Raw genomic sequence first — 26507 nt, 5'->3', positions numbered from 1 at the left:
GACCGTCACGCCCGCCGCACGCCAAACGACGGTCACCGTGCGGATACCGCGATTCGGTCCGGGTTGATGTCCTGACGTGGTGACGGCATATCGGGCGTATCAGGTGACCGGACAGCGGCAATTCACCCTCGTGGAACGGGAACTTCGGGAGCCGGACCATGGGCAGGTCCGCATCCGCGTGTTGGCCTGCGGGGTGTGCCACAGCGACGTGCTCGCCGTGGAGGGGCAGCGAACCGACCCGCAGGAACCGGTGGTGCCGGGACATGAGGTGATCGGCATCATCGACGCTGTCGGCACCGGCGTCGATCCACGCTGGCAGGCCGGTGACCGCGTCGGAGTGGGGTTTCTCGGCGGGCAGTGCGGGCAGTGCGACTTCTGCCGCCGCGGAGACTTCGTCAACTGCAGTGATCAACCACAGCCGGGTACCACCACAGACGGCGGCTATGCCGAGATCATGTACGCCCGGTCCACCGGATTGGTCCGTGTCCCAGACGGTTTCGACGCGCTCACCGCAGCCCCGCTGCTCTGCGCGGGTGTCACAGTGTTCAACGCGATACGCGCCGCTGGGCCACCGCTGAACAGCTTGGTGGCGATCCAAGGCATCGGCGGGCTCGGCCATCTCGGCATCCAGTACGCAAAGAAGATGGGATTCCAGGTCGCCGCCGTCGCGCGCGGCACCGGGAAGGAGGAGCTGGCAAAGACATTGGGCGCCGACCATTTCATCGACAGCTCGACCGAACATGTCGCATCGACGCTCAACGCACTCGGCGGTGCCGCCGCCGTCATCGCGACGGCGTCGAGCGGACCGTCGATGGCAGGGTTGGTCGCCGGACTGCGGCCCCGCGGACGTTTGGTCGTTGTCGGGGCATCCCCCGAGCCGCTGCCTGTTCACACATCCGACCTGATCTTCGGGGGCCGCAGCATCCTCGGCAGTCTGACCGGTTCTGCGATCGACAACGAAGACAACCTGGCGTTCAGCCTCACGCACCAGATCGCGCCGCTCGTAGAGCCCATGCCTTTCACCGAAGCACCCCGTGCGTATGACCGGATGATGTCCGGCCGCGCCCGGTTCCGCGTGGTGCTCGACGTCGCCACCCCCGCCTGATCCGTTTCTGTCGCAAAGGAGTCACATTCATGGTCGCCACATACCGGAGCGTCGAGGTCACCGAACCCGGCGGTGCAATCACACTCACGGACCGGCTGGTGCACGAACCCGGCGACGGCGAGGTGTTGGTCCGCGTCGAAGCCTGCGGCGTGTGCCATTCGGACTCTCAGATCGCCGCGGGCCACCTGCCCGACACGGTCTTTCCGGTGACGCCCGGTCATGAGGTCGCCGGTCACATCGTGGCGGTCGGGCCCGGAGTGCTCGACTGGCAGATCGGCGACCGCGTCGCAGTCGGCTGGTTCGGGTATTACTGCGGGAGCTGTTCCCGCTGTCGCCGCGGTGATTTCGTGCACTGCACGCGCTCGAAGGTGACCGGGGCCGGGTTTCCGGGCGGCTATGCCGAGATGCTGCTCGTGCACCAGTCCGGACTGGCACGGATCCCCGACGCCCTCACCGCCGTCGAAGCCGCACCACTCGCGTGCGCCGGAGTGACGATGTTCAATTCGCTGCGCCACAGTGGTGCACGCCCAGGCGACGTGGTCGCCGTCTTGGGCATCGGCGGACTGGGTCACCTGGGCGTGCAGTTCGCCGCACGCATGGGATTCCGGACCGTGGCCATCGCACGCGGCGCCGAAAAGGCCGATATGGCTTATCAATTGGGCGCTCACCATTACATCGATTCGACCGCCGCCGACGTGGCCGCCGAACTGCGCAAGCTCGGTGGCGCGCGGGTGGTGGCGGCGACGGCCACCAATCGGACCGCGATCAGCGTTGCGGGCGACGGCCTCGCGCCACACGGTGAGGTACTCACGCTTGCCGTGCTCGCCGAACCACTCGACATAACTCCGCTACAACTGATCAACGCCTCAGGCACCATTCATGGACATCCTGCCGGTACCGCAGCGGATACCGAAGACACCCTGGAATTCGCTGCCCTGCATGGCATTCGGCCGTGGGTTGAACCGATGCCGCTGCGGGATGCGGCCGCCGGTTACGACCGGATGATGCGCAATGAAGCGCGCTTTCGGGTGGTCCTGACGATGACCGACGCCGGGTAGTCGGTAGCGGCGGTGCCTCGCGTGGTTGCGCGGGCACCGCCCGCACCGGGCAATGCGCTCAGGCCAATAGTCCCAGTAGCTGGTTGAAGCACTCCGACATCGAAGGGTGCGTGTAGATCTCGTCGCGCAGTGCACGCGCGGTGATACCGTGCCGCATCGCCAGTGCGACGATGTTGATCACTTCCTGGGCGTCATGACACCACAGTGTGGCGCCGAGAATCTTGCCGGTGGTGGCATCGACGACGACCTTCATCATTCCTTCGGTCTGTTCGACGATACGTGCACGGGCCACGGTTGCGAGATTTGCGACCGGACTTGCGGCGACGAGGACGTCGTGACCCGCAATGCGCGCCTGCGACTCGGTCAATCCCACCCGGGCCAGCGGCGGGGTGAGGAAGAGACACGTAGGCACTGCCGTTCGCTGCGACGCCCGCCGCGGTTCATCGACCCCGGATAGCTGGTCGGCGACGATGCGGTAGTCATCGAGTGAGATATAGGTGAATTGGGGTCCCCCAGTGACATCACCGACGGCGAAGATGTGCGGCACGGTGGTTCGACGGTAGTCATCGACGACCACTGCACCCCTGTCGGTCGTCTCGACTCCCGCCCGGTCGAGGCGCAATGCAGCCGTGTTCGGGGTGCGCCCGAGCGCGACGAGAACAGTGTCGGCGTCGACACTCACCGGTCGTCCATCGCTCAGGTACCGAACACGAGCCATCGGCGCGGCTCCGGGACGGAGGATCGTCTGCACGTCGACGACATCGGCGCCGGTTTGGATATCTACGCCGCGCGCGAACAGCAGTGAACGCGCCATGTCCGCGATCTCAGGCTCCTCGCTTGCGAGCACTGCCGGATTCCTCTCGAGGACCGTGACCGAGCAGCCGAACGCGGCATACATCGACGCGAATTCGAGGCCGATGAATCCACCACCGAGAACGACGAGGCGTTCCGGGCGAGCTGCCTGATGCAACAGCTCGACGTTGGTGACGGCCACCGGACAAGCAGCCAGGCCGGGTATCTCCGCGGTGCCGGCTCGCGCCCCGGTTCCGATGACGATCTGACGAGCGCTCACCGTCACGGCACCTGCATCACAACTGACCTGCACCGTGTTGGCATCTACGAACATGGCGGTGCCGATCAGCACCGTGACCGACGGAATGCTTTCCAGTGCAGCGAGGTTGGCCGCACGAAGCCCCGCGGTCAACCGCTCTGTTGCGGCAACCGCTGCGGCATAAGCCAGTTCACCCGGGAGGTTTGTCGCGGCGTTCTTCTCGCCCTGATGGACCATCGACTTCGTCGGCACGCAACCGGTGTTGATGCAGGTGCCGCCGAACATCTGCGCCGCCTGCTCGACCAGGACCACCCGTTGGCCTGTCCGGCCGACGTCACCGGCCAGCGTCTTGCCACCCTTACCGAAACCGATGACGAGCAGATCGGCTTCGATCGCCGTGCTCTCCACGACGTCGGTTCCAGCTTCGTTCGCCATCACAGGGTCAACACCACCTTGCCGGTCCTGACACGGTAGGACTGCGCCTGCCCGGCCTGTTCCAGCGGGAAGGTGGCCGCGATCGTCGGGACCAGCGCCCCGCGGCCGGCAAGCTCTGCCAGCGCAGTCATGCCCAGCCGGTCGGCCTCGACGAACAGTCCGGCCGGCCGGATACCTCGCGCGACAGCGTCGGCGACGACCTCCGGCAGAGACTGCGGCAGCGACGAGACCAGCGTGCCGCCGGGTTTGAGCACCTGCAGCGCCTTGCGCTGATAGTCGTTACCAATGAGGTCGAACACCACATCCACATCGCTGAGCACCGTCGCGAAATCGGTTGTGGTGTAGTCGATCACCTCATCGGCGCCGAGGCCGGTCACTATCTCGACGTTATCGGGTGACGCCAGTCCGATGACATACGCGCCGAATGCCTTGGCGATCTGCACCGCCAGATGTCCCACCCCGCCGGCCGGGGCGGTGATCAGCACCCGGGTGCCCTCTCCGATGCCGGCGGTGTCCACCAGTGCCTGGTAGGCCGTCAACCCGGCCAGCGGCAACGCGGCGGCCTGAACATGGTCGAGGTTCGCCGGTTTCGGCACGAACACCCGAGTCGGAGCGACGACATAGTCGGCATAGGCGCCGTGCCCCAGAGGGAATGGCAACAGGCCGAACACCTCGTCACCGGGCCGGTAGAGGGTGACGCCGAAACCCACGGCTTCGACAGTGCCGGACACATCCCAGCCCAGGACGAACGGTGTCGCCCCGACGAGTACCCCGCTCTGACGGTTCACCCCGTCAACCGGGTTCACACCGGCGGCGTGCACCCGGACCAGAATCTGCCCAATTCCTGGTGTAGGACGGTCGATCTCGACCACGTGTAGCACCTCGGGCCCGCCGAGTTCGTCCTGGCTGACAGCTCTCATGGCGCTCATCCCAGGAACCGGTTGACGTCGTGCGCGAAATCCGCGATGTGCTGGAACAGGAATCCGTGGCCGGCGTCGCTGTAGAGCACCACCTTGGCATCCGGCAGTTGCTGCGACATCGCGTAGGTCGCATAGGAATTGATCATCACGTCATGGGCACCGTTGACGACCAGCACCGGCAGCTTCAGTTCGGCCAGCCGCAGGTAGTAACCACCGAACGCGGCGATGGCACTCAACTGGGCCCGATAGGTGTCCCCTTGCACCGCGGCCTGGGACTGCAGCAACCGAGTGTCCAAGCGCCGCAATGAAGCCAGTCCGGCGGCACGACCCTGATCGGTTTCGGGGAAGAACAGGTACAGGTAGTCCTCATCGTCGTTGACGGGGTGGCCGAGAATCTCCCCCACCCGGGGCCCGGGGGCCGGCTGGTCCGGCACTCCTGCCGGCGTGCTGCCCGCGACCACCAGCCGACGCACCAATTCCGGTGCACGCAACGCAATGCCCTGGGCGACAATGCCACCCAACGACCATCCCAGCACGTCGACCTCGGTCAGCCCGAGCGCCCGGATGAACGCGATACCGCCGTCTGCAAGCCCGTCGATGGTGGTCGGCGCGGCACCGCTGGAGAGGCTGGTCCCCCGATTGTCGAAGACGATGACCTCACGTTCGGCGGCCAGCGCATCGAGCAGTTGTGGATCCCAATGGTCGACAGTTCCGCGCAGGCGCATGCACAGCACCAGCGGGACTCCGCCGGTCCTCCCGAATCGGCGGTAGTGGAAACGTTCGCCGTCAGGGCCCCCGACGAAGCGATCCTCTGCTTGATCGGACAAATATGTCATGGGCATTCCCTTCAGTTGACGGTGATATCGGTCAGTTCGATGGACACCACGAGTTGCTCCGGTAGCGGGTGGTTGTCGGCGTCGCGGACGTAGATCATCCGGGTGCGTGGGATGACCAGACCGCCGATCTCATCGAAATCCGAAACGTAGTGAGCGCCCGGGGATCCCCCGGCAATGTCGACCTGGTAGTCGCGACGTCGAATCAGTCCGTCGGAATCGATGTACAGGATCTGGTGGGGACTGTGGGTGGCGATCGCGTCGGGGTAGTCGACGTGCAGGGTGCGCCATTGCTGGCCGTCCTCGGTCCAGGATTCGCCCTCTGCGGTACGCACACCGGGAAAGGTGAGATTGAACGGCTCGGCCGTGTAGGTCCACATGGCGTACCCGGTGAAGTACGCCAATTGCAATGTGCTCCAAGGTGTTTCGAGAGTATGCCCGGCGAACGATGCTCTGGGATCGTCGAGCATCTCGACGATGTCCCCGGCTGTTGTCTCGATACCGACCCGTTGCGGCGTGTAGGCGGTCTTCAAATCGGGCGCAGTGAAAGGCGACAGCGAGGTGCGTTGGTCTTTGATCCAGACCGTGATCTCACCGTCGTCGACGATGCCGGGTACGGCCTTGATGTCCCAGATGGCGCCCCCGAACCGTTTGCGCGCGGTGACCGAGGTCAACTCCCGCCAACGGTCGACGCCGCCGTAGGCATTCAGCACAGAGGTGAGCAGGTCGGTCATGAATTCTCCTTAGCGGCCGAGGAATTGGCGGACGTGCTGGCCGAACTCGACCGGATACTGGTCGAGGAATCCGTGGTCTGCATCGGGATAGATGCGCAGTTGGGCGCCGCGGATCCTCTCGGCCAACAAGTAACTGTTCTTGGTCGACATCATGGTGTCGTTGTCGCCGTTGGCGACAAGCGTCGGTTGGGTGATGGCCGAAAGCCGTTCCAGCTTCGACGATTCCGGTATGCCCCAAGTCATCAGCGCCTGGTACTGCGCGTCACGACAGGCCAGAGTGGTTTCGGCGTCACGGTCGGTGTCTCGAGCGTGGGTGCGCGCCAGGTACTCCCAACCGCGCTGGACGCTCTTCTCGGAGCCGGAAAAGAAGAGCGCGATGAATCCTTCGGCGGTGATCTCGTCGGCACAGGCGTAGGCGTAGACGTCCTCGGACCACCTGTGCAGATCGGGAGCACCCTGCGGCGCCGTGCCGGCGAGCACCAGCCGGCGCGGCAATCGCGGACGCACCAGCGCGATCTCCTGGGCGATGTGACCGCCGAGTGAAAAACCGAGCAGATCAACGGATTTCAGGCCGAGCGCGTCGATGAACCGGAGGGCGTCGCGCGCCATGTCCGCGATGTTGTCGGGTGTGGCGCCAGTGGAGCCTCCGACGCCGCGCAGGTCGACGGTGATCACCTCACGGTCGGCCGCGAGCACGTCCAGGAATGCTGGGTCCCAGTAATCGAGATTGCCGCGAAAATGCTGAAGCAGCACCAGTGGCGGCACCGTGGCCGAAGGACCACCGAAGCGCCGGTAGGCGAACCGTTCACCGTCGACCTCGATGTCCAGGTTGGCGGCGTGCGCAGCGCCCACCGCGGTGGAGGCTTCCGTCATGTGGTGTCTCCCTGCTGTCGTCGTTGTCACCAGCCTGCGTTCTCGGCCCGGCTCCCGGTATCCGTCAATTGACTACGGGGGTATGCGGACGAGGGCCCGCGTGTCGCGATGGTCGTTTGACTGATGGCCGCGTCTGACAGCTGAGGCCAGACTGGCACCCATGCCATTCATCGAGGGCTCCGACGGGGCGCAGCTGTACTACAAGGACTGGGGATCCGGGCCGGCGGTGGTCTTCAGTCATGGCTGGCCGCTCAGCGCCGACGCGTGGGATGTGGAACTGAAACTCCTCGCCGACAACGGTTTCCGTGCCATCGCCCACGACCGTCGGGGGCACGGCCGGTCCGAGCAGACGTGGTCTGGCAACGATATGGACACCTACGCCGCAGACCTGGCGGCGCTGATCAACGGACTCCGATTGTCCGACGTCGTCGTTGTGGGGCATTCCACCGGAGGTGGCGAGGTGGTGCGGTACGCGGCACGCCACGGCGCCGGTCGGGTGCGCAAGGTGATCACGGTCGGCGCGGTGCCACCGGTGATGGTGGCATCAGCAGAAAACCCCGAGGGCACACCGCTGTCGGTGTTCGACGACATCCGGGCCCGCGTACTGGACAACCGATCCGGGTACTGGCGGGAACTCGCGGTGGCGTTCTACGGTTTCAACCGAGACGGTGCCACCGTCTCCCAGGGACTGATCGACCATTTCTGGCTCCAGGGCATGCAGGCGGGACTCGCATCGGCGTACGACTGCGTCAAGGCGTTCTCGGAAACCGACCTGACCGCGGATCTGCGGGCCCTCGAAGCGCCGATCCTGATCGCCCACGGCGACGACGATCAGATCGTCCCGATCCACGATGCGGCGTCGAAATCGATCGAGCTGGTGCGGTACGGCACCCTACGGGTGTATCCGGGCGCCTCCCACGGTATTCACGGCGACTACCAGCAGCAGTTGGATCGCGATCTGCTGGACTTCATTCGGAGTTGAGCGAGTCGATGAGTGCCACGTCACGGGTAGGTACAGCGATGCCGTCGTGCCGCCGGAAGACCACCAGTGCATGCTCGCCGGTGGATTTCTCGATGAACCGGTAGCCGCTGCGCTTGGTGGTGACCCGGTGTTTGCGACCCCACTGCCCCATCGCGGCGAGCACTGTCACCAGATCATGTCCGGCGTCGGTGAGCACGTAGCGACTGCGCGTGCGCTCGCCGGGCTCCCGGTAATCCTCGACCTCCAGGATGCCGGCGGCCACCAACTCGGCCAGCCGCGCGCTGAGTACATCGGAGGCCACCCCGAGCTGCTCGCGGAATTCGGAGAACCGGGACCGCCCCAGCAATGCCTCGCGGACGATCAGGATGGCCCACCGCTGCCCCAGCACCGCCATCGTGCGGGCTATCGGGCAGGCGTCGTCGGACCACGGGTCGGTGCGCATCCTCACACCATACCTGGGTTGGCAATGCCAATTCAGACTGCTAGCTTGGCAACGGTGATAATCGGTCGGTCAACCGAGTTGTCGAGCGTCACCGACACGCTCGCCGCGATCTCTACAAATGGCGCAGCGCTTGTCGTCGACGGTGAGGCCGGTATCGGCAAGTCCACGTTGCTATCGGCGATCGCCGACTGGGCGGTGGCCAACGGCTACAGCAGGCTGGGCTGTTCGGGCCTGCAGAGCCAGAGCGAAGTGGGTTTCGCCGGCATCCACGAACTCATCCACCCGGTGCTCGACCACACCCCGGCATTACCACCCCGCCAGCGCACGGCCCTGCTGACCGCTTTTGGCCTGGCCGAAGGCCCGACGCCAGATCGGCTGATGGTCAGCCTGGCGGTACTCGGACTCCTCGAAGAATCGGCGAACCGACGCCGAATCGTCCTGATCATCGATGACGTCCAGTGGCTGGACCAGTCTTCGCTGGAGGTTTTGGCGTTCGTGGCGCGCCGGCTCAGTAATGCACCGCTGATGATGTTGTGCGCCGAACGTACGGGGCTCGATGGCGCCACCGCATATCTGGACGGTCTGCCTCGATTGTCATTGGGTCCCTTGGCTCCCGAACATGCCCGTCAACTGTTGAGCACCACCGCCCAGCACGCAGACGCCCTGCTCCAGCAACGGGTACTCGAGCAGGCAGGCGGCAACCCGCTGGCCGTCATCGAACTGTCCGGCGCCCTGAGCGAGCGCGGCAGCAGCGCCACCTTCTCCGGTGAGCCGCTGCCCACGACCCGCCGGGTCGAACGAGCTTTCCTGTCCCAGCTCGACGACCTGACCGACAACGGCCGCCTGCTGCTGCTATTGATCTCGGCCAGTGATGGCCAGCTACGTGACATCGACGTCGCAGCTGATCTACTCGGCCTGGTACTCACCGATGAAATGGTGCCGCTGGAGCGGGCGGGCCTGATCAGGGCGGGCGGCGACCGGATCCACGTCCGCCATCCGTTGATCCGATCGACGGTCTATGGCGCAGCTCCGCTGTCCACGAGGACAGTCGTCCACCGGGCACTCGCCGACGCGACGGTGGACCTGGTCCGCGCGGCATGGCACCGCGCGGAAGCCACATTCGGCACCGATGAGCAAGTTGCCACAGCTTTGGAAGGCGCCGCGCGGCACGCCCATGCGCGCGGCGCAGGCGCCGAATCCGCCGCGGCCCTGCGCCGGGCGGCCGTGCTGTCCCCAGAACCGTCTTCTCGGGTGCGCCGGTTGACCGAAGCGGCCGAGATCGCCCGCAGCTCCGGACTGACCGCCGAGTCCATCAGCATCCTCGGCGAAGCCGAGAATCTCGGTGCCAAGCATTGCAGCACAGAGCAATTGGCCATCACCCGATTCGTCCTCAATGCGACCGCTGCGCTATCGGGCCAGTCGGCGACCGAACTCGTGGCGCTCGCCGGCAAGTTCACGGACGGCGACGCCGCACAGCGTCGGTTGCTGTGGGCTGCAGCCATCGAGTGCCGCATGCACGGCCTCGCCGAGGAGCCCCGTCGCGACATCGTCGCGGCCATCAGCCGCCTCGATCGCGGCGCGGACGATCCGGCGGTATGCATGGCAATGGCGTTGCTGGACGACACCGGCGCGGGTCAGGCCCTACGCACCCGTCTGCCCCGGTTCGTAAACGAGGTTGCCGACGACCCCTTGCTGTTGATGGCGCTCGGGTTCGCCGCCGAGGCGGTCGCCGACCGCACGCATGCCATGCAGTGCTGGAAGCTGGTCCAGAGCAGGTCCAGGACCTCAGGGTCAGCCGCCGACGAATGCGAGAGTCAGCGCGGCGCGTCGCACCTGCTGTTGCAAGAGGGCCGAATCCAGGCCGCGGCCATCGCGGCCGAGAATGCGCTGCGGCTGGCCCGGGACATCAAGCTACCGATGACCGCGGCCTCGGCGGCGGCCACCCTGGCCCGGGTGCAGGTATGGCAGGGCCGGTTCGACCAGGCCCACGAGACCATAGCCACCGCGCGTCGACTGCTGGCTCCCGATCCCGCGATCCTGTGGCATGACGACGCGCACTGGGCAGCGGGCCTGTTGTCACTGTTTACCGCCGATCCGGCCGAGGCATTGGGACACCTACTGAAAATGACCGGGCACAGGACATCCCAGCGGTGGGCCGTCGCCGATCTCGCCGAGGCCGCGGCCGGCAGCGACCGAGCCGAACTGGTGCGACCGCTGCTCGCGGAGATCGAGGATCAGGCGCGACAGCTGGGGACCGGCCTGGAGTTGATGCTCGCGCATCGCGCACACGCGCTGTTGGCCCAGACCGATGATGCGGCACAGGACCATTTTCTGGCAGCTCTGACCGCCGGAGATGACGCGGATGCCGAACTCGAAACGGCCCGAACGCATCTGGCATATGGGCAATGGCTGCGCAGACAGCGCCGGATCACCGAGGCGCGCACCCATCTGTCGTCGGCGCTGGCCGTGTTCGACGCCGCCGGCGCGGCACCGCTCGTCGATCGGGCCGCCGCCGAGCTGCGTGCGGCAGGCGTGGCCACCCCTGCCGGGACTCTTCGTCAGGGCCCGGCTTCCGACCTGACCTCCCAAGAACTTCAGATCGCTCAGTTGGCCGCCGCAGGGCTGACCAACAGGGAGATCGCCGACCGCATCTACGTTTCACACCGAACCGTTGCGGCCCACCTTTACAAGATGTTCCCCAAGCTCGGCATCACCAACCGCAATCAACTGCACACCGTGTTGGGCCAACAACAATGATCTGACCGATGCCTACGATGCGCACGCAGCTCCGGCGAGCGGCCCCAAAATGCACGCCGCAGGCGGCGTGTCTGCGTACAAACACGCCCGCTCGCGGTAAGTCGAATTAGCGCCGGTGCTCGGCGCCGAGACGCTCGGTGGCCAGGGCGACCGCGGCGTCGCGAGCCGCGCTGGCCTCGTCCTCGGTCAGGGTCCGGTCGGGCGCCCGGAACCGCAGGGCCAGGGTCAGGGATTTGCGACCCTCCCCGATCTGCGGGCCGGTGTAGACGTCGAACAGCCGCGCGTCTTCCAGCAGGCCGCCGGCGCCCTCACGCACGACGTCGACGACGGCCTGCGCCGCCACGTCATCAGCGACGATGAGGCTGACGTCCTGGAACACCGCCGGGTACGGCGACACCGACGGCACGATGGCGCGCTCGACGACCGGGATGGCATCCAGGTTCAGTTCGACCGCGCAGGTGCCCTTCGGCAGACCTGTCCGCTCGATGACGGCCGGGTGCAGCTGGCCGGCGTAGCCGACGACGGTGTCACCGACGAGCACCTCGGCACAGCGGCCCGGGTGCCACGGCAGTTCCTGGGCCGACCGCAGCGTCACCTCGACGCCGCACGCCCGGGCGATGATCTGCACGGTCTCCAGAGCGTCGGTCGCCTCGACGGCACGACCCGGACCCCACGGGCCGGCCGGCTCACGCAGGCCGGTGAGCACCGCGGCGACATGCAGCGGCTGGTACGGCAGGGCCTGGTCGATCTCGGCGAGCTCGGCTTCGGTCGGGCGCCGGTCCACCGGGATCGGCGCCAGGGCCTTGGTGTGCGGCGTGGCCTGCACGACCTGCTCGATACCGAACAGCGCGACATCGGCGGCACCGCGAGACACGTTGCGCACCAACGCCTCCAGCAGGCCCGGCAGTAGCGTGGTGGCCAGTGCGGGCCGGTCGGCTTCGAGCGGGTTGAGCACCGAGATCGTGGCGCGGCGCGGGTCGTCGGCCGGCAGATCCCAGGCGTCCAGCACACCGGCAGGCAGGAACGGCGTCGGCAGCACCTCGACGAAGCCGTTGAGCGCCAACGACTTACCGATGGCGCGGCGACGCTGCTGTGCCGCCGTCAGGCCGCGGCCGGCGGGTGCCTGCGGGAGCACCGACGGGATGCCGTCGAGTCCTTCGAGCCGCAGCACTTCCTCGACCAGGTCGGCGGGCTGCAACATGTCGGGCCGCCAGCTCGGCGGCACGACGGTGGCGGAAGCACCGGACACGGTGACGTGCGCGCCGATCTGCATGAGGCGACGGGCCGTGGTGCCGTCGGGGTAGCTGACGCCGGCGATGCGGTCGGGCAAATCGACGGCGATGGCGACGGGCGGCTGCGACCAGTCCGGTGCGGTGTGCTCGGCACGCCAATCCGTGAGAGTGGGTTCGACGGTGCCACCGGCGATTTCGGCCAGCAACGCGGCACAGCGGTCCAGCGCGGCCCGGGAGATCGCGGGGTCGACAGACCGCTCGTAGCGGCGGCTGGCCTCGCTCACGAGGTGCAGGCGGCGCTGGGTGCGCGACACCGCGGCCGGATCCCAGACTGCCGCTTCGAGCAGCACGTCGGTGGTGGTGTCGCGGACCTCGGTGGTGCCGGCGCCCATGACGCCGCCGATGGCCGCGGTGGCCACGTCGTCGACGATCAGGACGTCGCCCGGATCCAGTTTGCGCTCAACATCATCGAGGGTGACGACGGTCTCCCCCGGGTTGGCGAAGCGCACGTCGAAGCCGCCGGTGATCAGCTTGCGGTCGTGGGCGTGCATCGGGTGGCCGAGCTCGAGCATCACGTAATTGGTGACGTCGACGGCCGGCGAGATGGCGCGGATACCGGACAGCAGCAGGCGCCGCTGCAGCCACCACGGCGACACCGCCGTCGGGTCGATGCCGACGACGGGGCGCAGCCCGAAACGCTGCACACCGGTGCCGGGCTGGACCGTCAACGGCCAGGCCTCGCCCTCGGCGGGCAGGGCCGGCACGTCGGCGGGGTCGACGAAATCCAGGTCGAAGGCGCAGGCGATCTCGCGCGCCATGCCGCGGATCGAGAGGCAGTAGCCGCGATCCGGGGTGATGGCGAGGTCGAACACCACGTCGTCCAGGCCCAGTACCTCGGCGCCCGAAGCGCCCGGCTCCGCGGTGCCCGGCGGCAGCACGATGATGCCGGAATGGTCGGAGCCGAAGTTCAATTCGGCGGCCGAGCAGATCATGCCGTCGGACACCCGGCCGTAGGTCTTGCGGGTCGCGATCTTGAACTCGCCGGGCAGCACCGTGCCGGGCAGGGCCGCCACGACGAGGTCGCCGACGGCGAAGTTGCGTGCGCCGCAGACGATGTCGCGCGGCTGCGCCTCACCCACGTCGACCTTGCAGGCCCGGATGGGCTTCTTGAACTCGGTCAGTTCCTCGATCTCGACGACGCGACCGACCGTCAGCGGACCGGTGACCGGCCCCGCGGCGATGACGTCCTCGACCTCGTGGCCGATCCGGATGAAGGCGGCTTCCAGCTCTTCCGGCGACACGTCCCAGCCCGGCGCCCCGGCCTGGACGGCTTCCCTCAGCCAGCTGTAGGGAACGCGCATCAGGCACCCACCCCGAACGGCAGGGAGAAGCGCACGTCGCCCTCCACCATGTCGCGCATATCGGGAATTCCGTTGCGGAACTGCAGGGTTCGCTCCAATCCCATACCGAAGGCAAATCCGGAGTACTCGTCGGGGTCAATACCGCAGGCCCGCAACACATTCGGGTTGACCATGCCGCAGCCGCCCCATTCCACCCAGCCGGGACCGCCCTTCTTGTCCGGGAACCAGACGTCGACCTCGGCCGACGGCTCGGTGAACGGGAAGAAGTGCGGACGGAACCGGGTGCGCCCCTCGGGGCCGAACTGGGCACGCGCCAGCGCATCAAGGGTGCCGCGCAGGTTGGCCATCGTCAGACCCTTGTCGACGGCCAGTCCCTCGACCTGGTGGAACACCGGGGTGTGGGTGGCGTCGAGTTCGTCGGTGCGGAAGGTGCGGCCGATCGACACGATGTAGACCGGCAGTTCGCGGTCCAGCAGGGCGCGGATCTGCACCGGCGACGTGTGGGTGCGCAGCACCTGCCGTGAGCCCTCGGGCGCGATGTGGAACGTATCCTGCTCGCTGCGCGCGGGGTGGTCCGGCGGGAAGTTCAGCGCGTCGAAGTTGAACTGCTCGGTCTCGACCTCGGGCCCTTCGGCCAGCTCCCAGCCCATCGCGACGAAGGTGTCGGCGACGTTCTCGGCCAGGATCGTGATCGGGTGCCGGGCGCCGATGGGCTGCCGGGTGGTCGGCAACGTCACGTCGATGCGCTCGGCGACCAGGGCGGCGGCGTCGCGTTCGGCGCGCAGCACCACGATGCGGTCGTCGTACGCCTGCTGCGCGGCGCTACGGGCGACGTTGACGCGCTTGCCGGCGTCGGCGCGGTCTTCCTTGGCCAGGGTGCCCAGTGCCTGACGGGCCAGCGCGATGGGCGCCTTGTCCCCGAGGTGCTCGGTCTTGGCGCGCGCCAGGGCGTCGAGGTCAGCGGCCTGTTCGAAGGCGAGACGGGCGGCGTCGACCGCCGCGGTCAATGCTGCTTCCGTTAGTTCTTCACCCTGCTCAGCCACCCGGAGATCATAGCGACGAGCGCCGCGCCCACCGCACTCGCAGGGACCCCGACCACTGCCAGCTCCGGTGTGTGGACCAGTACGGCGTAGCCGAAGCACGCGCCCACGCCGAACAGGGCGCCCTGCGCCGGCGTCCAGCGCACCGGCGCGGCCAGGCGCCGCGCGAGCACCAGACCCAGCGCCAGCGCGACCACGTGACCGGCTTCCGTGAAGTCGTCGCTGACCGCGAGAACGGCGACCGAACCGGCCAGCCACCACGCGAGCCACACCGCTCTGAGGCGGGCGGGCACGACCGCGGTCAGCGCTCCGACCACCGTCAACACCCCGTAGCTGACCCCGACATCGGCAACCCGGCTGATCGACCACGGCAGCCACCCCAGCTCGACGGCGGCCACCAACCCCGCCGCGACGACGAGCGTCGTTCCGATATGGCCGACGAGGAACACCGCCAGCAGGCGGCGGCTGCGCCAGGCCAGTTCGGCGACAGCGAGCAGGCAGATGAGTCCGGGCAGCCACAGGAAGAACCGGCCGTCATCAGCGATGAGCGCACTGGCGAAAAGCGTGTCGATTCGGCCAGCGCCGAGATTGTGCAGATTGGTACTGGCGTACCCGACCACCCGGTCGTGCACCGCCGGGCCGAGCGCCCCCAGGGTCACGGTGACGACGACCAACAGCGCGGCGTAGACGACGGTGACCGGAACGCGGCACAGGCGCCGCCGCACCGGGCCGGCCCTAGGCCTCAGCGAGCTCCCCGTCGTCGGGTTCGGTGCCGGCGTCCTTGCGCTGCCTGATCCAGTACATCGACAGGTCCTCGGGCACACCCGACGCCTTGGCGGCGAACAGCTGCTTGCGCACCTTCTTGGGCGTCACGCCCAGGGCGTCGAGGTATTGCTGGTCGATCCGGTCGAGCGTGGACTGCGAGATGATCAGGCCGCCCTTGGTGGCCCGCTCCATGACGCGCGCCGCGATGTTGACGTCGACGCCGAACAGATCCGACCCGATGCGCTGCGGCCGCCCGGTGTGGATGCCGGCGCGCATCTTGGGGTGATACCCGTCGATCTCGACTTCTTTGAGCGCATCGAGCGCGCGGATCACCGACCGCAGCGCGGTGACCGGATTACTGAACACCGCCATGGACCCGTCGCCCATGCGCTTGACGATGTGGCCGCCCGACTCCAGCAGTGGTGGCTCGAAGACCTGAGCCACCCGGCGCAACAGCCGCAGTGTGGTCTCGTCGCCAACGCTCAGCGACCACTTGGAGAAGCCGACGAGGTCCGTGAAGACGATGGTCACCTCCGGGTTCGCCGGGCGTCCGGACACCCTCTCGGTGAGGGCCTGCCACACCTGCAGCCCCGCGAGACTCACCTCGTGGGACGCCCCACCACGAGGGAGCAACCGATCGGCGGCACGGGCGGCCGCGCTGGGCCCACCGACGCCGGCGACCGACAGCGGGTCACCGAATTCCGGATCCCCCGGCAGTGCACGGCGCGCCCGTCGGATGAATCCGATGACAGCCGGACTGTGATTGGTGTTCTGCAACCACCCCAACGGTCCACTTGATCCTGGCCCGGCGTGTGCGCCCGGGCCGATCTCTCCGACACCGTCGGATCGTTCTTCGAACGATTCGACTTCCACGACGCCACCCTAGGTGGCGGTTCGCAGCACCGGCAACGACCATGGCAGCGCGCCGGAAAACTGGCTGGTCACCGACGTATGGCGACCCGATGGACGCTCTGTAACGGTCACCGCGACACCGGCACCAAATCGTGGACAACATACGTTGTCACGATTATCGTGACGACACAGAACCCTCGGTATCAACGTTGAGCGAGGCCAGCATGACCCCACGGACGACACCCGCCGCCGAACCACTCGGCCCGGAATCGCTGACCTGGAAGTACTTCGGCGACCTGCGCACCGGCATTCTCGGCGTGTGGATCGGCGCGATCCAGAACATGTATCCCGAGTTGGGTGCCGGCGTGGAGGATCACTCGATCCTGCTGCGGGAACCGTTGCAGCGGGTCGCGCGCTCGGTGTACCCGATCATGGGCGTGGTCTACGACGGCGACCGCGCCGCCGACACCGGCGCCCAGATCCGCGGCTATCACGAGACCATCAAGGGCGTCGACCACGACGGCCGCCGCTATCACGCGCTGAACCCGGAGACCTTCTACTGGGCCCACGCGACGTTCTTCATGCTGATCCTCAAGACCGCCGAGTACTTCTGCGGTGGACTGACCGAAGCCGAGAAGCGCCAGCTGTTCGACGAGCACGTGCAGTGGTACCGGATGTACGGCATGAGCATGCGGCCGGTCCCGGAGACCTGGGAGGACTTCCAAACCTATTGGGAGCACAAGTGTTCCGAGGAGCTGGAGATCAACCGGGCCACCCTCGACATCTTCACCATCCGGATTCCCAAGCCGTGGTTCGTCCTGATGCCGACGCCGGTGTGGGACCAGATGTTCAAGCCATTTGTCGCCGGGCAGCGCTGGGTGGCGACCGGCGTGTTCGACCCCGCGGTCCGGGAGCGGGCCGGCATGCGCTGGACGCCCGGCGACGAGGTGGTGCTGCGGCTGCTGGGCAAGGCCGTCGAACTGGCGTTCCTCGCCGTCCCCGACGAAATCCGTTTGCACCCAAGGGCATTGGCCGCCTACCGCCGGGCCGCCGGGCGCGTGCCGGCCGACGCACCACTGGTCGAGGCACCGGGATTCATGGCCCCGCCGAAAGACCGCTGGGGCCTGCCGATGCATTATGTGCCACGTCACAAATCGTTGATCGAACGCGCCGGGTCACTGGTGCACACCACGTTCTCGTTGGCCGGTCTGCGTCCGCGCGCGGGCCGCTCAGTGTCCGGAAAGGCTGCCTGAATACATGCTTGATTGGTCCGACGTCGATATTGCCGTGCGCGACGCCGTGCGCGAGTTCGTGGACAAGGAAATCCGCCCGCACCTCGACGAGCTCGAGGGCGGCGACATGGAGCCGTACCCGATCATCCGGAAGCTGTTCGCCACCTTCGGAATCGACGTGATGGCCAAGGAGTCGCTGGAGCGGCGGCTGTCCCGGCTGCGGTCCGGTGAGGCCTCGGACGGCAAGCCAAGGGCGTCCGGCGGGATGTTCGGCGGCGGACCCGACCAGGCCGGCATGGGCATGGTGCTGATCAGCGAATTGTGCCGCGTGAGTTCGGGTCTGGTGACGGGCGTGGGCGTCAGCCTGGGCCTGACGGTGCCCACCATTCAGAGCCGCGGCACCCTGGCCCAGCAGGAGCGCTGGCTACCGGGCCTGGTGACCTACGAAAAGGTCGGCGCCTGGGCCATCACCGAACCCGACTCGGGCTCAGACGCATTCGGTGGCATGAAGTCGTACGTGGTGCGCGACGGCGACGACTACATCCTCAACGGCCAGAAGACGTTCATCACCAACGGACCCGACGCCGACGTCGTCGTCGTGTACGCGAAACTGGACGAGGGTGACGGCGCCGACAAGCGCGACCGCAAGGTGCTCACCTTCGTGCTGGACCGCGGCATGGAGGGCTTCGTCCAGTCGAAGCCGTTCCGCAAGATGGGCATTCACTCCTCACGCACCGGCGAGCTGTTCTTCAACGACGTCCGGCTGGGCCGCGACCGGCTGCTGGGCGAGACCGAGGAGAACAAGGCAGGCGACGGCCGCGACAGCGCCCGGTCGAGCTTCTCGGCCGAGCGTGTCGGCGTCGTGTCCATGTCGCTGGGCATCATCGAGGAATGTCTGCGGCTGTGCATCGACTACGCCAAGACCCGCACGCTGTGGGGCAAGGAGATCGGGCAGTTCCAGCTGATCCAGCTCAAGCTGGCCAGCATGGAGGTGGCGCGAATGAACGTGCGCAACATGCTGTTCCGCGTCATCGAGTCGGGCCAGGCCGGCCGCCAGATTCCGCTGGCCGAGGCGTCGGCGATGAAGTGGTACTGCTCGCAGGCCGCCACCGACGTCGCGATGGACGCGATCCAGTTGTTCGGTGGCAACGGCTACATGACCGAGTACCGCGTCGAGCAGCTGGCGCGTGACGCCAAGTCGCTGATGATCTACGCCGGCAGCAACGAGGTGCAGATCACGCACGTCGCCAAGGGGCTGCTCGCCTGAGGCCGGATCAGGAGTGGGCCCGGGAGCTCTCGTACAGGCAGATCGACGCTGCGGCTGCCACGTTGAGGCTCTCGGCGCTCCCCCGCATCGGGATGTGCACCCGCTGCGATGCCAGCGCCATGACCTCGTCGGGCAGGCCGTGCGCCTCGGGTCCGAACAGCCACGCGGTACGTGCCGACAGGTCGGCGGAGCGGATGTCGACGGAGGCGTCCAGCGCCGTCGCGAGCACCTCGATGCCGCCGGCCCGAATCGCTGAAACCACCGCGGCCGCATCGGGATCCACCACGACCGGCAGCGAGAAGATACTGCCCGCCGAGGACCGCAGGCACTTCCCGTTGTAGGGGTCGACGCTGTGCCCGGCGAACACCACGGCGTCGGCGCCCATGGCGTCGGCGATGCGGATCAGCGTGCCGGCATTGCCGGGCTCGGACATGCCGACCGGCACCGCGAGCAACCGTGGCTCTGCCGCCAGCACGTCCGCCAACGACGTCTCGGGCAGCGCGCACACGGCGATGAGCCCGACGGGCGTCACGGTCTCCGACAACGCCTTTGCGGCCTTCTCGGTGATCACCGCGACCGGGGCACCGTCCAGCAGTGCGCCGAAGCGCTCCAGCGCGGCGGCCGTCGCGAAGACCTCAGAAACAAGTCCGCGCCGCAGCGCTGCCTCGACGAGGTTGGGTCCCTCGGCAAGGAAGCGCCCGGCGCGTTTGCGCCCGACGTGGCGCTGCAGCTTGGCTGCAGCGACCACCCGGGCAGATCGCTCGGTGAGCGCTGAGTCTGTAGTCAGACTCAGGCAGCCTCTCCGGACGGGGCGTTGACGTCAGCAGGCAGAGCGGCCTTGGCCACCTCGACCAGCGCGGTGAACGCGGCGGGATCGCTGATGGCGATCTCCGACAGGTTCTTGCGGTCGACCTCGACGCCAGCCAGCTTCAGGCCCTGGATCAGGCGGTTGTACGTGACGCCGTTCTCGCGAGCGGCGGCGTTGATACGCGTGATCCACAGCTTCCGGAAGTCACCCTTGCGGGCGCGACGGTCGCGGTAGGCGTAGGTCAACGAATGGAGCTGCTGCTCCTTGGCCTTGCGGTAGAGCCGCGAGCGCTGCCCGCGGTAACCCTTCGAGGCCTTCAGTACTGTGCGCCGCTTCTTCTGAGCGTTCAGTGCGCGCTTCACGCGTGCCATGAGTTTTCCTATCCTTCGATGTTCAGGGGAGCGGGCGGTACTAGCCGGCCAGCATCTTGGCGACACGCGCGGTGTCGTTGGCAGCAACCACGGCGCGACCGTCGAGACGACGGGTGCGCTTGGTGGCCTTGTGCTCCATCAGGTGGCGGCGGTTGGCCTTCTGGCGCACGATCTTGCCGGTTCCGGTCTTGCGGAACCGCTTCGATGCGCCACTGTGGGTCTTGGCCTTGGGCATGTGTCCTCAGTTTCTTTCCATGCGGTCGCTCGCGGCGGCTGGAGGCCGCTGCGAGCGATCGCGACTGCTGTTACGCGGTTGCGTCAGATTCAGGTGCCGCGGGGGCCGGCCGTCCGGCCGGCGCGTCGGCGTCGTGCGCCGCCTTGGCGCGAGTCTTCGCGCCGCGGTGCGGAGCCAGCACCATCGTCATGTTGCGGCCGTCCTGCTTGGCGGACGTCTCGATGAAGCCGTATTCGGCGACGTCGGCGCCCAGCCGCTGCAGGAGTCGGTAGCCCAGTTCGGGCCGCGACTGCTCACGTCCGCGGAACATGATGGTCACCTTGACCTTCGACCCTGCTTCGAGGAAGCGGACTACGTGACCCTTCTTGGTCTCGTAGTCGTGGTCGTCGATCTTGGGACGCAGCTTCTGTTCCTTGACGACGGTCTGCTGCTGGTTCTTGCGAGACTCACGTGCTTTCTGAGCCGTCTCGTACTTGAACTTGCCGTAGTCCATGATCTTGCAGACCGGCGGCTTGGCGCCTGGCGCAACTTCGACAAGGTCGAGATCGGCGTCCTGGGCGACGCGGAGGGCATCTTCGATGCGCACGATCCCTACCTGCTCGCCGTTCGGTCCGATCAACCGAACTTCAGGTACGCGAATGCGCTCGTTGACGCGTGTCTCAGTGCTGATGGGGCCTCCCGGGTTGTTCCATTACTTGTTCAGTAGAGGTCACACCCGGCTCAGCCATCTGTTCGCATGAACAGAAAAGCCCTGCATATAGCAGGGCCCATTGCCGACCGATCACGGCTCACGCCGCCTGCGCACAACGCAGAACAGGCACAATGTGCCTGTGACCGGACCGTCAAGCCGCGAGGCCGACGGTGGGAGTGGGACTCCACTTGCTGTCCTGACGTAAGCCAGGACGGTCGCGCATGACACTCTAGCAGTCATGACCGACCCGAACCTAACCAGTGACCAGGTGCGCGAGCTCGCCGAGATCCCCGCCGTCGAGGTGATCACCCGCGCCGCCGTCATGCTGATGAGCGCGGCCGCCGAGAAGCTCGGCCTGGCCGATGCCGATCCCGACGAGAGCCCGCACCGCGACCTCGACGAGGCCCGTCGCCTCATCACCGCGCTGGCCGGCCTGGTTCAGGCCTCGGCCGAGTATCTGGGACTGCACGCCGGCCCGGTCCGGGACGGCCTCAAGAGCCTGCAGCTGGCGTTCCGCGAGGCGAGCGTCGCGCCGGACGAGCCCGGGCAGGGTCCGGGCGAGAAGTACACCGGCCCGGTCTGGTAGCTCAGGGGCTGTGCAGACACTTCCAGGTTTCACCGCATATTGTCCGAACTTATGACGTTGACGCCGAGCAGATCGCAGCAGCGCCCGACGACATTGGGGTGGGTTCCGCCCGCGGCCGGATGGACCGTCGGTGTCGTCGCGACCCTGTCGCTGTTCGCCAGTCTGTCGCCGCTGATCCGGTGGATGATCCACATCCCCCGCGAGTTCGTCAACGACTACCTGTTCAACTTCCCGGACACCAGCTTCGCCTGGTCGTTCGTGCTGGTCCTGCTGGCCGCCGCGCTGGCGGCGCGCAAGCGGATCGCCTGGTGGATCCTGCTGATCTACATGGTCGGCCACATCGGCTGGAACATCTACGGCCTGCTGTCCGACAACTTCCCGGACGACGTCCCGACCGTCGTCGAGGATTTCGGCGAGGCACTGGGCCTGGTGTTCCACATCGGCGTCATCGTCCTGCTGCTGCTGTCACGAAACCAGTTCTGGGCCAAGGTTCGTCGCGGCGCGCTACTGAAGGCGGCCCTCACGCTGGTCGCGGGTATGGCCGTCGGCATCCTGGCGGCCTGGGGCCTGCTGGAGATGTTCCCCGGCCGGCCGCCGCTGGACCCCGATTACCGGCTGGCCTACGCCGTGAACCGAGTCAGCGGTTTCGCCGCGGTCGGCAAGGAAGCGTTCGAGGGCGGGCATCCGCATGCGTTCCTCAACGCGCTGTTCGGCCTCTTCGGCGCGGTGGCGTTGATGGTTGCCGCGATCGTGCTGTTCCAGTCGCAGCGCGCCGAGAACGCCCTCACCGGCGAGGACGAGTCCGCGATCCGCGGCCTGCTCGAACTGTGGGGCAAGAACGACTCACTCGGTTACTTCGCCACCCGCCGCGACAAGGCCGTGGTCTTCGCGCCCAACGGCCGCGCGGCCATCACCTACCGCGTCGAGGTGGGCGTCTGCCTGGCCAGTGGTGATCCCGTCGGCGACCCCCGGGCCTGGCCGGCGGCCATCGACGCGTGGTTGGCCCTGTGCCAGACCTACGGCTGGGCACCCGGCGTCATGGGCGCCAGCTCGACGGGCGCCGAGGCTTATCGACAGGGCGGCTTGAACGCCCTGCAGCTCGGTGACGAAGCCATCCTGCATCCGCAGAACTTCCGGCTGTCGGGCCCGGACATGCGGGCCGTCCGCCAGGCCGTCACCCGCGCCCGGCGCGCCGGGCTGACGGTGCGCATGCGCCGGCACCGCGACATCAGCGCCGACGAGATGGCTCAGGTCATCACGCATGCCGACGCCTGGCGCGACACCGAGACCGAGCGCGGCTTCTCGATGGCGCTGGGCCGCCTCGGCGACGCCGCCGACGGCGACTGCCTGCTGGTGGAGGCCGTTCAGGGTGACGGCCAGGTCGTCGCCATGCTGTCGCTGGTGCCGTGGGGCAACAACGGGGTTTCGCTGGACCTCATGCGCCGCTCCCCCGCCTCCCCCAACGGCACCATCGAACTGATGGTGAGCGAGCTGTGCCAGCGCTCGGAAGAGATTGGCGTCACCCGGATTTCGCTGAACTTCGCGATGTTCCGCTCGGCCTTCGAGCAGGGTTCGCAGCTGGGCGCCGGCCCGATCCTGCGTCTGTGGCGTGCGCTGCTGATCTTCTTCTCCCGCTGGTGGCAGCTGGAGACGCTGTACCGCTCCAACATGAAGTACCTGCCCGAGTGGGTGCCGCGCTACGCCTGCTACGAAGACGCGCGGCTGATCCCGCGCGTCGGCGTCGCCTCGGTGATCGCCGAGGGCTTCCTGGTGTTGCCGTTCTCCCGGCGCGACGAGCAGCCCCACACCGGCCACCACACCGCGGCCCCCAAGAATCTGATCGATTCGGGGCGGTTGCACGCCGACGGCAGTGCACCCGATGTGGCCGACCTCGCGGCCGGGGCCTCCGACACCGCCGACGCTCGCCGCCTGCCCGACCAGGTGCGGGTCCGGATGGCCAAGCTGCAGGCGCTGCAGGCGGGCGGCATCGACGCCTACCCCGTCGGGCAGGCGCCCAGCCACACGGTCGCCGAGGCGGTGCAGGCAACCGCCGACACCGCCGTCTGCGTCGCCGGACGTGTGCTGCGGCTGCGCGACTACGGCGGCGTGCTGTTCGCGCAACTGCGCGACTGGTCCGGCGAAGTCCAACTGCTGCTGGACAATTCACTTCTGACCGGCAGCACCGTGACCGAATTCACCGGCGCCATCGACCTCGGTGACCTCATCGAGGTCTCCGGCGTCATGGGCACCAGCCGCAACGGCACGGTGTCGGTGCTGGTGCACAGCTGGCGGCTGATCGGCAAGTGCCTGCGACCGCTGCCCGACAAGTGGAAGGGCCTGACCGACCCCGAGGCCCGCGTCCGCACCCGGTACCTGGACCTGGCCATCAACACCGAGTCGCGGGAGTTGATCACCGCGCGCAGCCGGGTGCTGCACGCCATCCGGGAAACGTTGGTGGGCAAGGGTTTCCTGGAGGTCGAGACCCCGATCCTGCAGCAGATTCACGGTGGCGCGAACGCCCGCCCGTTCGAGACGCACATCAACGCTTACGACCTGGACCTGTACCTGCGCATCGCGCCCGAGCTGTACCTGAAGCGACTGTGCGTGGGTGGCGTCGAGCGCGTCTTCGAGCTGGGCCGCGCGTTCCGCAACGAGGGTGTGGACTTCAGCCACAACCCTGAGTTCACTCTGCTGGAGGCGTACCAGGCGCACGCCGACTACAACGTCTGGATCGACGGCTGCCGCGAGATCATCCAGAACGCCGCGGCCGCGGCCAACGGCGCCCAGGTGGTCATGCGCCCGGGCCCCGACGGGGGCCTTACGCCCGTTGACATCTCGGGCATCTGGCCCGTCAAGACTGTGCACGACGCGGTGTCCGAGGCGCTGGGCGAGCACATCACCCCGGAGACCGACGTGGCGACGCTGCGCAAGCTGTGCGACGGCGCGACGATCCCGTACCGGACCCATTGGGACGCCGGGGCCATCGTGCTGGAGCTCTACGAACACCTCGTCGAAGACCGCACCGAGGCACCGACGTTCTACAAGGACTTCCCCACCTCCGTGTCGCCGCTGACCCGCCCGCACCGCAGCATCCCGGGCGTTGCCGAACGTTGGGACCTGGTGGCCTGGGGTGTCGAGCTCGGCACCGCGTACAGCGAGCTGACCGACCCGGTGGAACAGCGCCGGCGGCTCGAAGAACAGTCGCTGCTGGCCTCCGGCGGCGATCCCGAGGCCATGGAGCTGGACGAGGACTTCCTGCAGGCCATGGAATACGCGATGCCGCCGACGGGTGGCCTCGGTATGGGCGTCGACCGCGTCGTCATGCTGATCACCGGGCGCAGCATCCGCGAGACGCTGCCGTTCCCCCTTGCGAAGCCGCGCTGAACACAGGAGCCTCCCAGCTTCGCGCGGCACGCTGACGTCGTGACGATCGGGGCGACGAACACCGGGCTCTATGGCGAGCAACATGTTTCGTTGACACACGGCTGGCTGCCCTTCACCGTCCAGGCCCTCGCGGCGGCGGTGCTGATCCTCGCGGTCGGCTGGCGCAACCAGCGGTGGCGCACCCTCTGGCTGCCCTTCGCCGCCGTGTCCGGCTTGCTGCTCACCGCCGCCGCCCGCTGGGTCATGACATCGCAGGGCTGGTCCGACGGACCCGCACCGACCCAGCTGTGGATCTGGACCGCGGCGACCGGCGCCGCCGTGGTGCTGCTGATCGTCGGCTGGCATGCCACCCGCTGGTGGCGCCGCGGCCTGGCGGTGCTGTCCGTCCCGCTGTGTGTGTTGTCCACCGGGCTGACGCTCAACAGCTGGGTCGGGTACTTCCCGAACCTCGACACCGCCTGGGAGCAGGTCAACTCAGCGCCGCTGCCCAACCAGACGCGGCCTGAGACCGTGGTCGCGATGCAGAAGGCCCGGCAGATACCGAGCAAGGGCAGTGTCGTCGAGGTCCAAACAGGCTCGGCCGCATCGGGATTCAAACACCGCGACGAGTACGTGTACCTACCGCCGGCCTGGTTCGCCAGCAGCCCGCCGCCCCCGCTGCCGATGGTGATGATGATCGGCGGTGAGTTCAACACCCCCGCCGACTGGCTGCGGGCGGGTAATGCGATCAAGACGGTCGACGACTTCGCGGCCGCGCATAACGGCAACGCCCCCGTGCTGGTGTTCGTCGACCCCGGCGGTTCCTTCAACAACGACACCGAGTGCGTCAACGGGCCGCGCGGCAACTCCGCCGACCACCTGATCGAGGATGTGCTGCCCTTCATGACCGCCACTTACGGCGTGAGTGCCGATCGCCGGCACCGCGGCATCGTCGGCTGGTCCATGGGTGGCACCTGCGCGGTGGACCTGGCGGTGATGCATCCCGATCTGTTCAGCGCGTTCCAGGACATCGCCGGAGACATCGCACCCAACGCCGGTGACCGACCGCAGACCGTGCAACGGCTGTTCGGTGGCAGCACCGCCAAATACGCCGACTGGGACCCGATGACGGTGATGTCCCGTCGCACCTACAACGACATCGCGGCCTGGTACGACATCAACGGACCCGAACTCTCCCGCAGCCCGTTGCCCGCGCAGACGGTTGCGGCACATTCGCTGTGCGGCGCCGGTAGCAGCCGTGGCATCCGGTGCGCGGTCGTCGAACAGCCGGGCAAGCACGACTGGCCGTTCGCGGCGCAGGCGTTCAGCGTGGCGCTGCCGTGGCTGGCCGGTCAGCTCGGTACACCGGACGTGCCGCGGCTGCCGTTGCCCGGTGCGACGACGCCGGCCATGCCGGTCGAGGCCGCGCGCCGGTGACCTAGTGTCCTGCGCCGGGAATTCGTTGAAGATATGAACCGAGTCGTTCGAAGATCTCGTCGGCGGTCTTGGTCCAG

The 26507-nt window shown here is 67.5% G+C and carries 23 protein-coding genes; 9 read left to right on the top strand and 14 right to left on the bottom strand.

Annotation, left to right across the window (positions count from 1 at the left end; translation table 11 throughout):
- Positions 1 to 76: 76 nt before the first annotated feature.
- Both ACJH6I_RS28130 and ACJH6I_RS28125 read left to right on the top strand, forming a co-directional pair.
- On the top strand, positions 77 to 1105 hold the full coding sequence (locus ACJH6I_RS28130; RefSeq protein WP_061010623.1) for a zinc-binding dehydrogenase: 1029 nt from the start codon (positions 77 to 79) through the stop codon (positions 1103 to 1105).
- A gap of 29 nt (positions 1106 to 1134) precedes the next feature.
- On the top strand, positions 1135 to 2163 hold the full coding sequence (locus tag ACJH6I_RS28125; protein WP_406784949.1) for an alcohol dehydrogenase: 1029 nt from the start codon (positions 1135 to 1137) through the stop codon (positions 2161 to 2163).
- Positions 2164 to 2221: 58 nt separating this feature from the next.
- On the opposite strand, the gene ACJH6I_RS28120 is transcribed toward ACJH6I_RS28125, so the two are convergent.
- Genes ACJH6I_RS28120 through ACJH6I_RS28100 form a run of 5 tightly spaced genes read right to left on the bottom strand, consistent with a single transcriptional unit; the run spans position 2222 to position 7009 of the window.
- Entirely contained in the window at positions 2222 to 3649 is a 1428-nt protein-coding gene (locus ACJH6I_RS28120) for an NAD(P)/FAD-dependent oxidoreductase (RefSeq protein WP_212814122.1), read from the bottom strand.
- Complete coding sequence (locus ACJH6I_RS28115; RefSeq protein WP_061007340.1) at positions 3649 to 4569, bottom strand: NADP-dependent oxidoreductase; 921 nt, start codon at positions 4567 to 4569, stop codon at positions 3649 to 3651. Before ACJH6I_RS28115 ends, ACJH6I_RS28120 begins: the two co-directional genes overlap by 1 nt.
- A 5-nt stretch (positions 4570 to 4574) precedes the next feature.
- A complete protein-coding gene (locus ACJH6I_RS28110) occupies positions 4575 to 5405 on the bottom strand; it encodes an alpha/beta fold hydrolase (RefSeq protein WP_061007341.1) in 831 nt (276 codons plus the stop codon).
- 11 nt (positions 5406 to 5416) lie between these two features.
- Positions 5417 to 6136 (bottom strand): hypothetical protein, encoded by a 720-nt coding sequence (locus ACJH6I_RS28105; protein ID WP_061007335.1) that lies wholly within the window; start codon positions 6134 to 6136, stop codon positions 5417 to 5419.
- A gap of 9 nt (positions 6137 to 6145) precedes the next feature.
- The gene (locus ACJH6I_RS28100; RefSeq protein WP_061007336.1) at positions 6146 to 7009 is read right to left on the bottom strand and encodes an alpha/beta fold hydrolase; all 864 of its coding nucleotides are present in this window, start codon (positions 7007 to 7009) and stop codon (positions 6146 to 6148) included.
- 160 nt (positions 7010 to 7169) lie between these two features.
- On the opposite strand from ACJH6I_RS28100, the gene ACJH6I_RS28095 reads away from it, so the two are divergent.
- Positions 7170 to 7991 carry an alpha/beta fold hydrolase gene (locus ACJH6I_RS28095; RefSeq protein WP_406784948.1) on the top strand — a complete coding sequence of 274 codons (822 nt, stop codon included), beginning with the start codon at positions 7170 to 7172 and terminating at the stop codon, positions 7989 to 7991.
- On the opposite strand, the gene ACJH6I_RS28090 is transcribed toward ACJH6I_RS28095, so the two are convergent.
- Complete coding sequence (locus ACJH6I_RS28090; protein ID WP_406784947.1) at positions 7978 to 8433, bottom strand: winged helix-turn-helix transcriptional regulator; 456 nt, start codon at positions 8431 to 8433, stop codon at positions 7978 to 7980. The genes ACJH6I_RS28095 and ACJH6I_RS28090 overlap by 14 nt on opposite strands.
- 54 nt (positions 8434 to 8487) lie before the next feature.
- Between ACJH6I_RS28090 and ACJH6I_RS28085 the strand changes: the two genes are divergently transcribed.
- Positions 8488 to 11190: an AAA family ATPase gene (locus ACJH6I_RS28085; RefSeq protein ID WP_406784946.1), complete on the top strand. Its 2703-nt coding sequence runs from the start codon at positions 8488 to 8490 to the stop codon at positions 11188 to 11190.
- A gap of 106 nt (positions 11191 to 11296) precedes the next feature.
- Here the strand turns inward: ACJH6I_RS28085 and pheT are convergent, their stop codons facing one another.
- Genes pheT through ACJH6I_RS28065 form a run of 4 tightly spaced genes read right to left on the bottom strand, consistent with a single transcriptional unit; the run spans position 11297 to position 16461 of the window.
- Positions 11297 to 13783, bottom strand: a complete 2487-nt coding sequence (pheT, locus tag ACJH6I_RS28080) for a phenylalanine--tRNA ligase subunit beta (protein ID WP_406784945.1) — start codon at positions 13781 to 13783, stop codon at positions 11297 to 11299.
- Entirely contained in the window at positions 13783 to 14826 is a 1044-nt protein-coding gene (gene pheS / locus ACJH6I_RS28075) for a phenylalanine--tRNA ligase subunit alpha (RefSeq protein WP_029105651.1), read from the bottom strand. The genes pheT and pheS overlap by 1 nt, the downstream gene beginning before the upstream one ends.
- Positions 14802 to 15548, bottom strand: a complete 747-nt coding sequence (locus ACJH6I_RS28070) for a rhomboid-like protein (RefSeq protein WP_406784944.1) — start codon at positions 15546 to 15548, stop codon at positions 14802 to 14804. Before ACJH6I_RS28070 ends, pheS begins: the two co-directional genes overlap by 25 nt.
- A 10-nt stretch (positions 15549 to 15558) precedes the next feature.
- On the bottom strand, positions 15559 to 16461 hold the full coding sequence (locus tag ACJH6I_RS28065; RefSeq protein ID WP_406784943.1) for an adenylate/guanylate cyclase domain-containing protein: 903 nt from the start codon (positions 16459 to 16461) through the stop codon (positions 15559 to 15561).
- Between the two features lie 203 nt (positions 16462 to 16664).
- On the opposite strand from ACJH6I_RS28065, the gene ACJH6I_RS28060 reads away from it, so the two are divergent.
- Together ACJH6I_RS28060 and ACJH6I_RS28055 are read left to right on the top strand one after the other, a co-directional pair.
- The gene (locus ACJH6I_RS28060) at positions 16665 to 17693 is read left to right on the top strand and encodes an oxygenase MpaB family protein (RefSeq protein ID WP_406784942.1); all 1029 of its coding nucleotides are present in this window, start codon (positions 16665 to 16667) and stop codon (positions 17691 to 17693) included.
- 4 nt (positions 17694 to 17697) lie between these two features.
- Positions 17698 to 18939, top strand: a complete 1242-nt coding sequence (locus ACJH6I_RS28055) for an acyl-CoA dehydrogenase family protein (protein ID WP_406784941.1) — start codon at positions 17698 to 17700, stop codon at positions 18937 to 18939.
- A 7-nt stretch (positions 18940 to 18946) separates the two neighbouring features.
- On the opposite strand, the gene ACJH6I_RS28050 is transcribed toward ACJH6I_RS28055, so the two are convergent.
- From ACJH6I_RS28050 to infC, 4 genes are all read right to left on the bottom strand, one after another.
- Positions 18947 to 19687: a TrmH family RNA methyltransferase gene (locus tag ACJH6I_RS28050; RefSeq protein WP_406784940.1), complete on the bottom strand. Its 741-nt coding sequence runs from the start codon at positions 19685 to 19687 to the stop codon at positions 18947 to 18949.
- A gap of 41 nt (positions 19688 to 19728) precedes the next feature.
- Positions 19729 to 20118, bottom strand: coding sequence for a 50S ribosomal protein L20 (rplT, locus tag ACJH6I_RS28045; RefSeq protein ID WP_029121325.1), 390 nt, complete (start codon positions 20116 to 20118; stop codon positions 19729 to 19731).
- A 40-nt stretch (positions 20119 to 20158) separates the two neighbouring features.
- Positions 20159 to 20353 carry a 50S ribosomal protein L35 gene (gene rpmI / locus ACJH6I_RS28040; protein WP_020103309.1) on the bottom strand — a complete coding sequence of 65 codons (195 nt, stop codon included), beginning with the start codon at positions 20351 to 20353 and terminating at the stop codon, positions 20159 to 20161.
- Positions 20354 to 20423: 70 nt separating this feature from the next.
- Positions 20424 to 21023, bottom strand: coding sequence for a translation initiation factor IF-3 (gene infC, locus ACJH6I_RS28035; protein WP_082762265.1), 600 nt, complete (start codon positions 21021 to 21023; stop codon positions 20424 to 20426).
- A 259-nt stretch (positions 21024 to 21282) separates the two neighbouring features.
- Between infC and ACJH6I_RS28030 the strand changes: the two genes are divergently transcribed.
- The 3 genes from ACJH6I_RS28030 to ACJH6I_RS28020 are packed head-to-tail and all read left to right on the top strand — an operon-like array spanning position 21283 to position 26430.
- Positions 21283 to 21630 (top strand): DUF1844 domain-containing protein, encoded by a 348-nt coding sequence (locus ACJH6I_RS28030; RefSeq protein WP_061003551.1) that lies wholly within the window; start codon positions 21283 to 21285, stop codon positions 21628 to 21630.
- Positions 21631 to 21681: 51 nt separating this feature from the next.
- Positions 21682 to 25014, top strand: coding sequence for a bifunctional lysylphosphatidylglycerol synthetase/lysine--tRNA ligase LysX (gene lysX / locus ACJH6I_RS28025; protein WP_064857970.1), 3333 nt, complete (start codon positions 21682 to 21684; stop codon positions 25012 to 25014).
- Between the two features lie 39 nt (positions 25015 to 25053).
- Positions 25054 to 26430: an alpha/beta hydrolase gene (locus tag ACJH6I_RS28020; RefSeq protein ID WP_406784939.1), complete on the top strand. Its 1377-nt coding sequence runs from the start codon at positions 25054 to 25056 to the stop codon at positions 26428 to 26430.
- Positions 26431 to 26507 lie beyond the last annotated feature (77 nt).

It is taken from the genome of Mycobacterium sp. SMC-13 (genome assembly GCF_045311035.1).
GTDB lineage: Bacteria > Actinomycetota > Actinomycetes > Mycobacteriales > Mycobacteriaceae > Mycobacterium.
The sequence above is the reverse complement of the archived record's forward strand: the minus strand, read 5'-3'. Positions and strand labels throughout refer to the sequence as shown.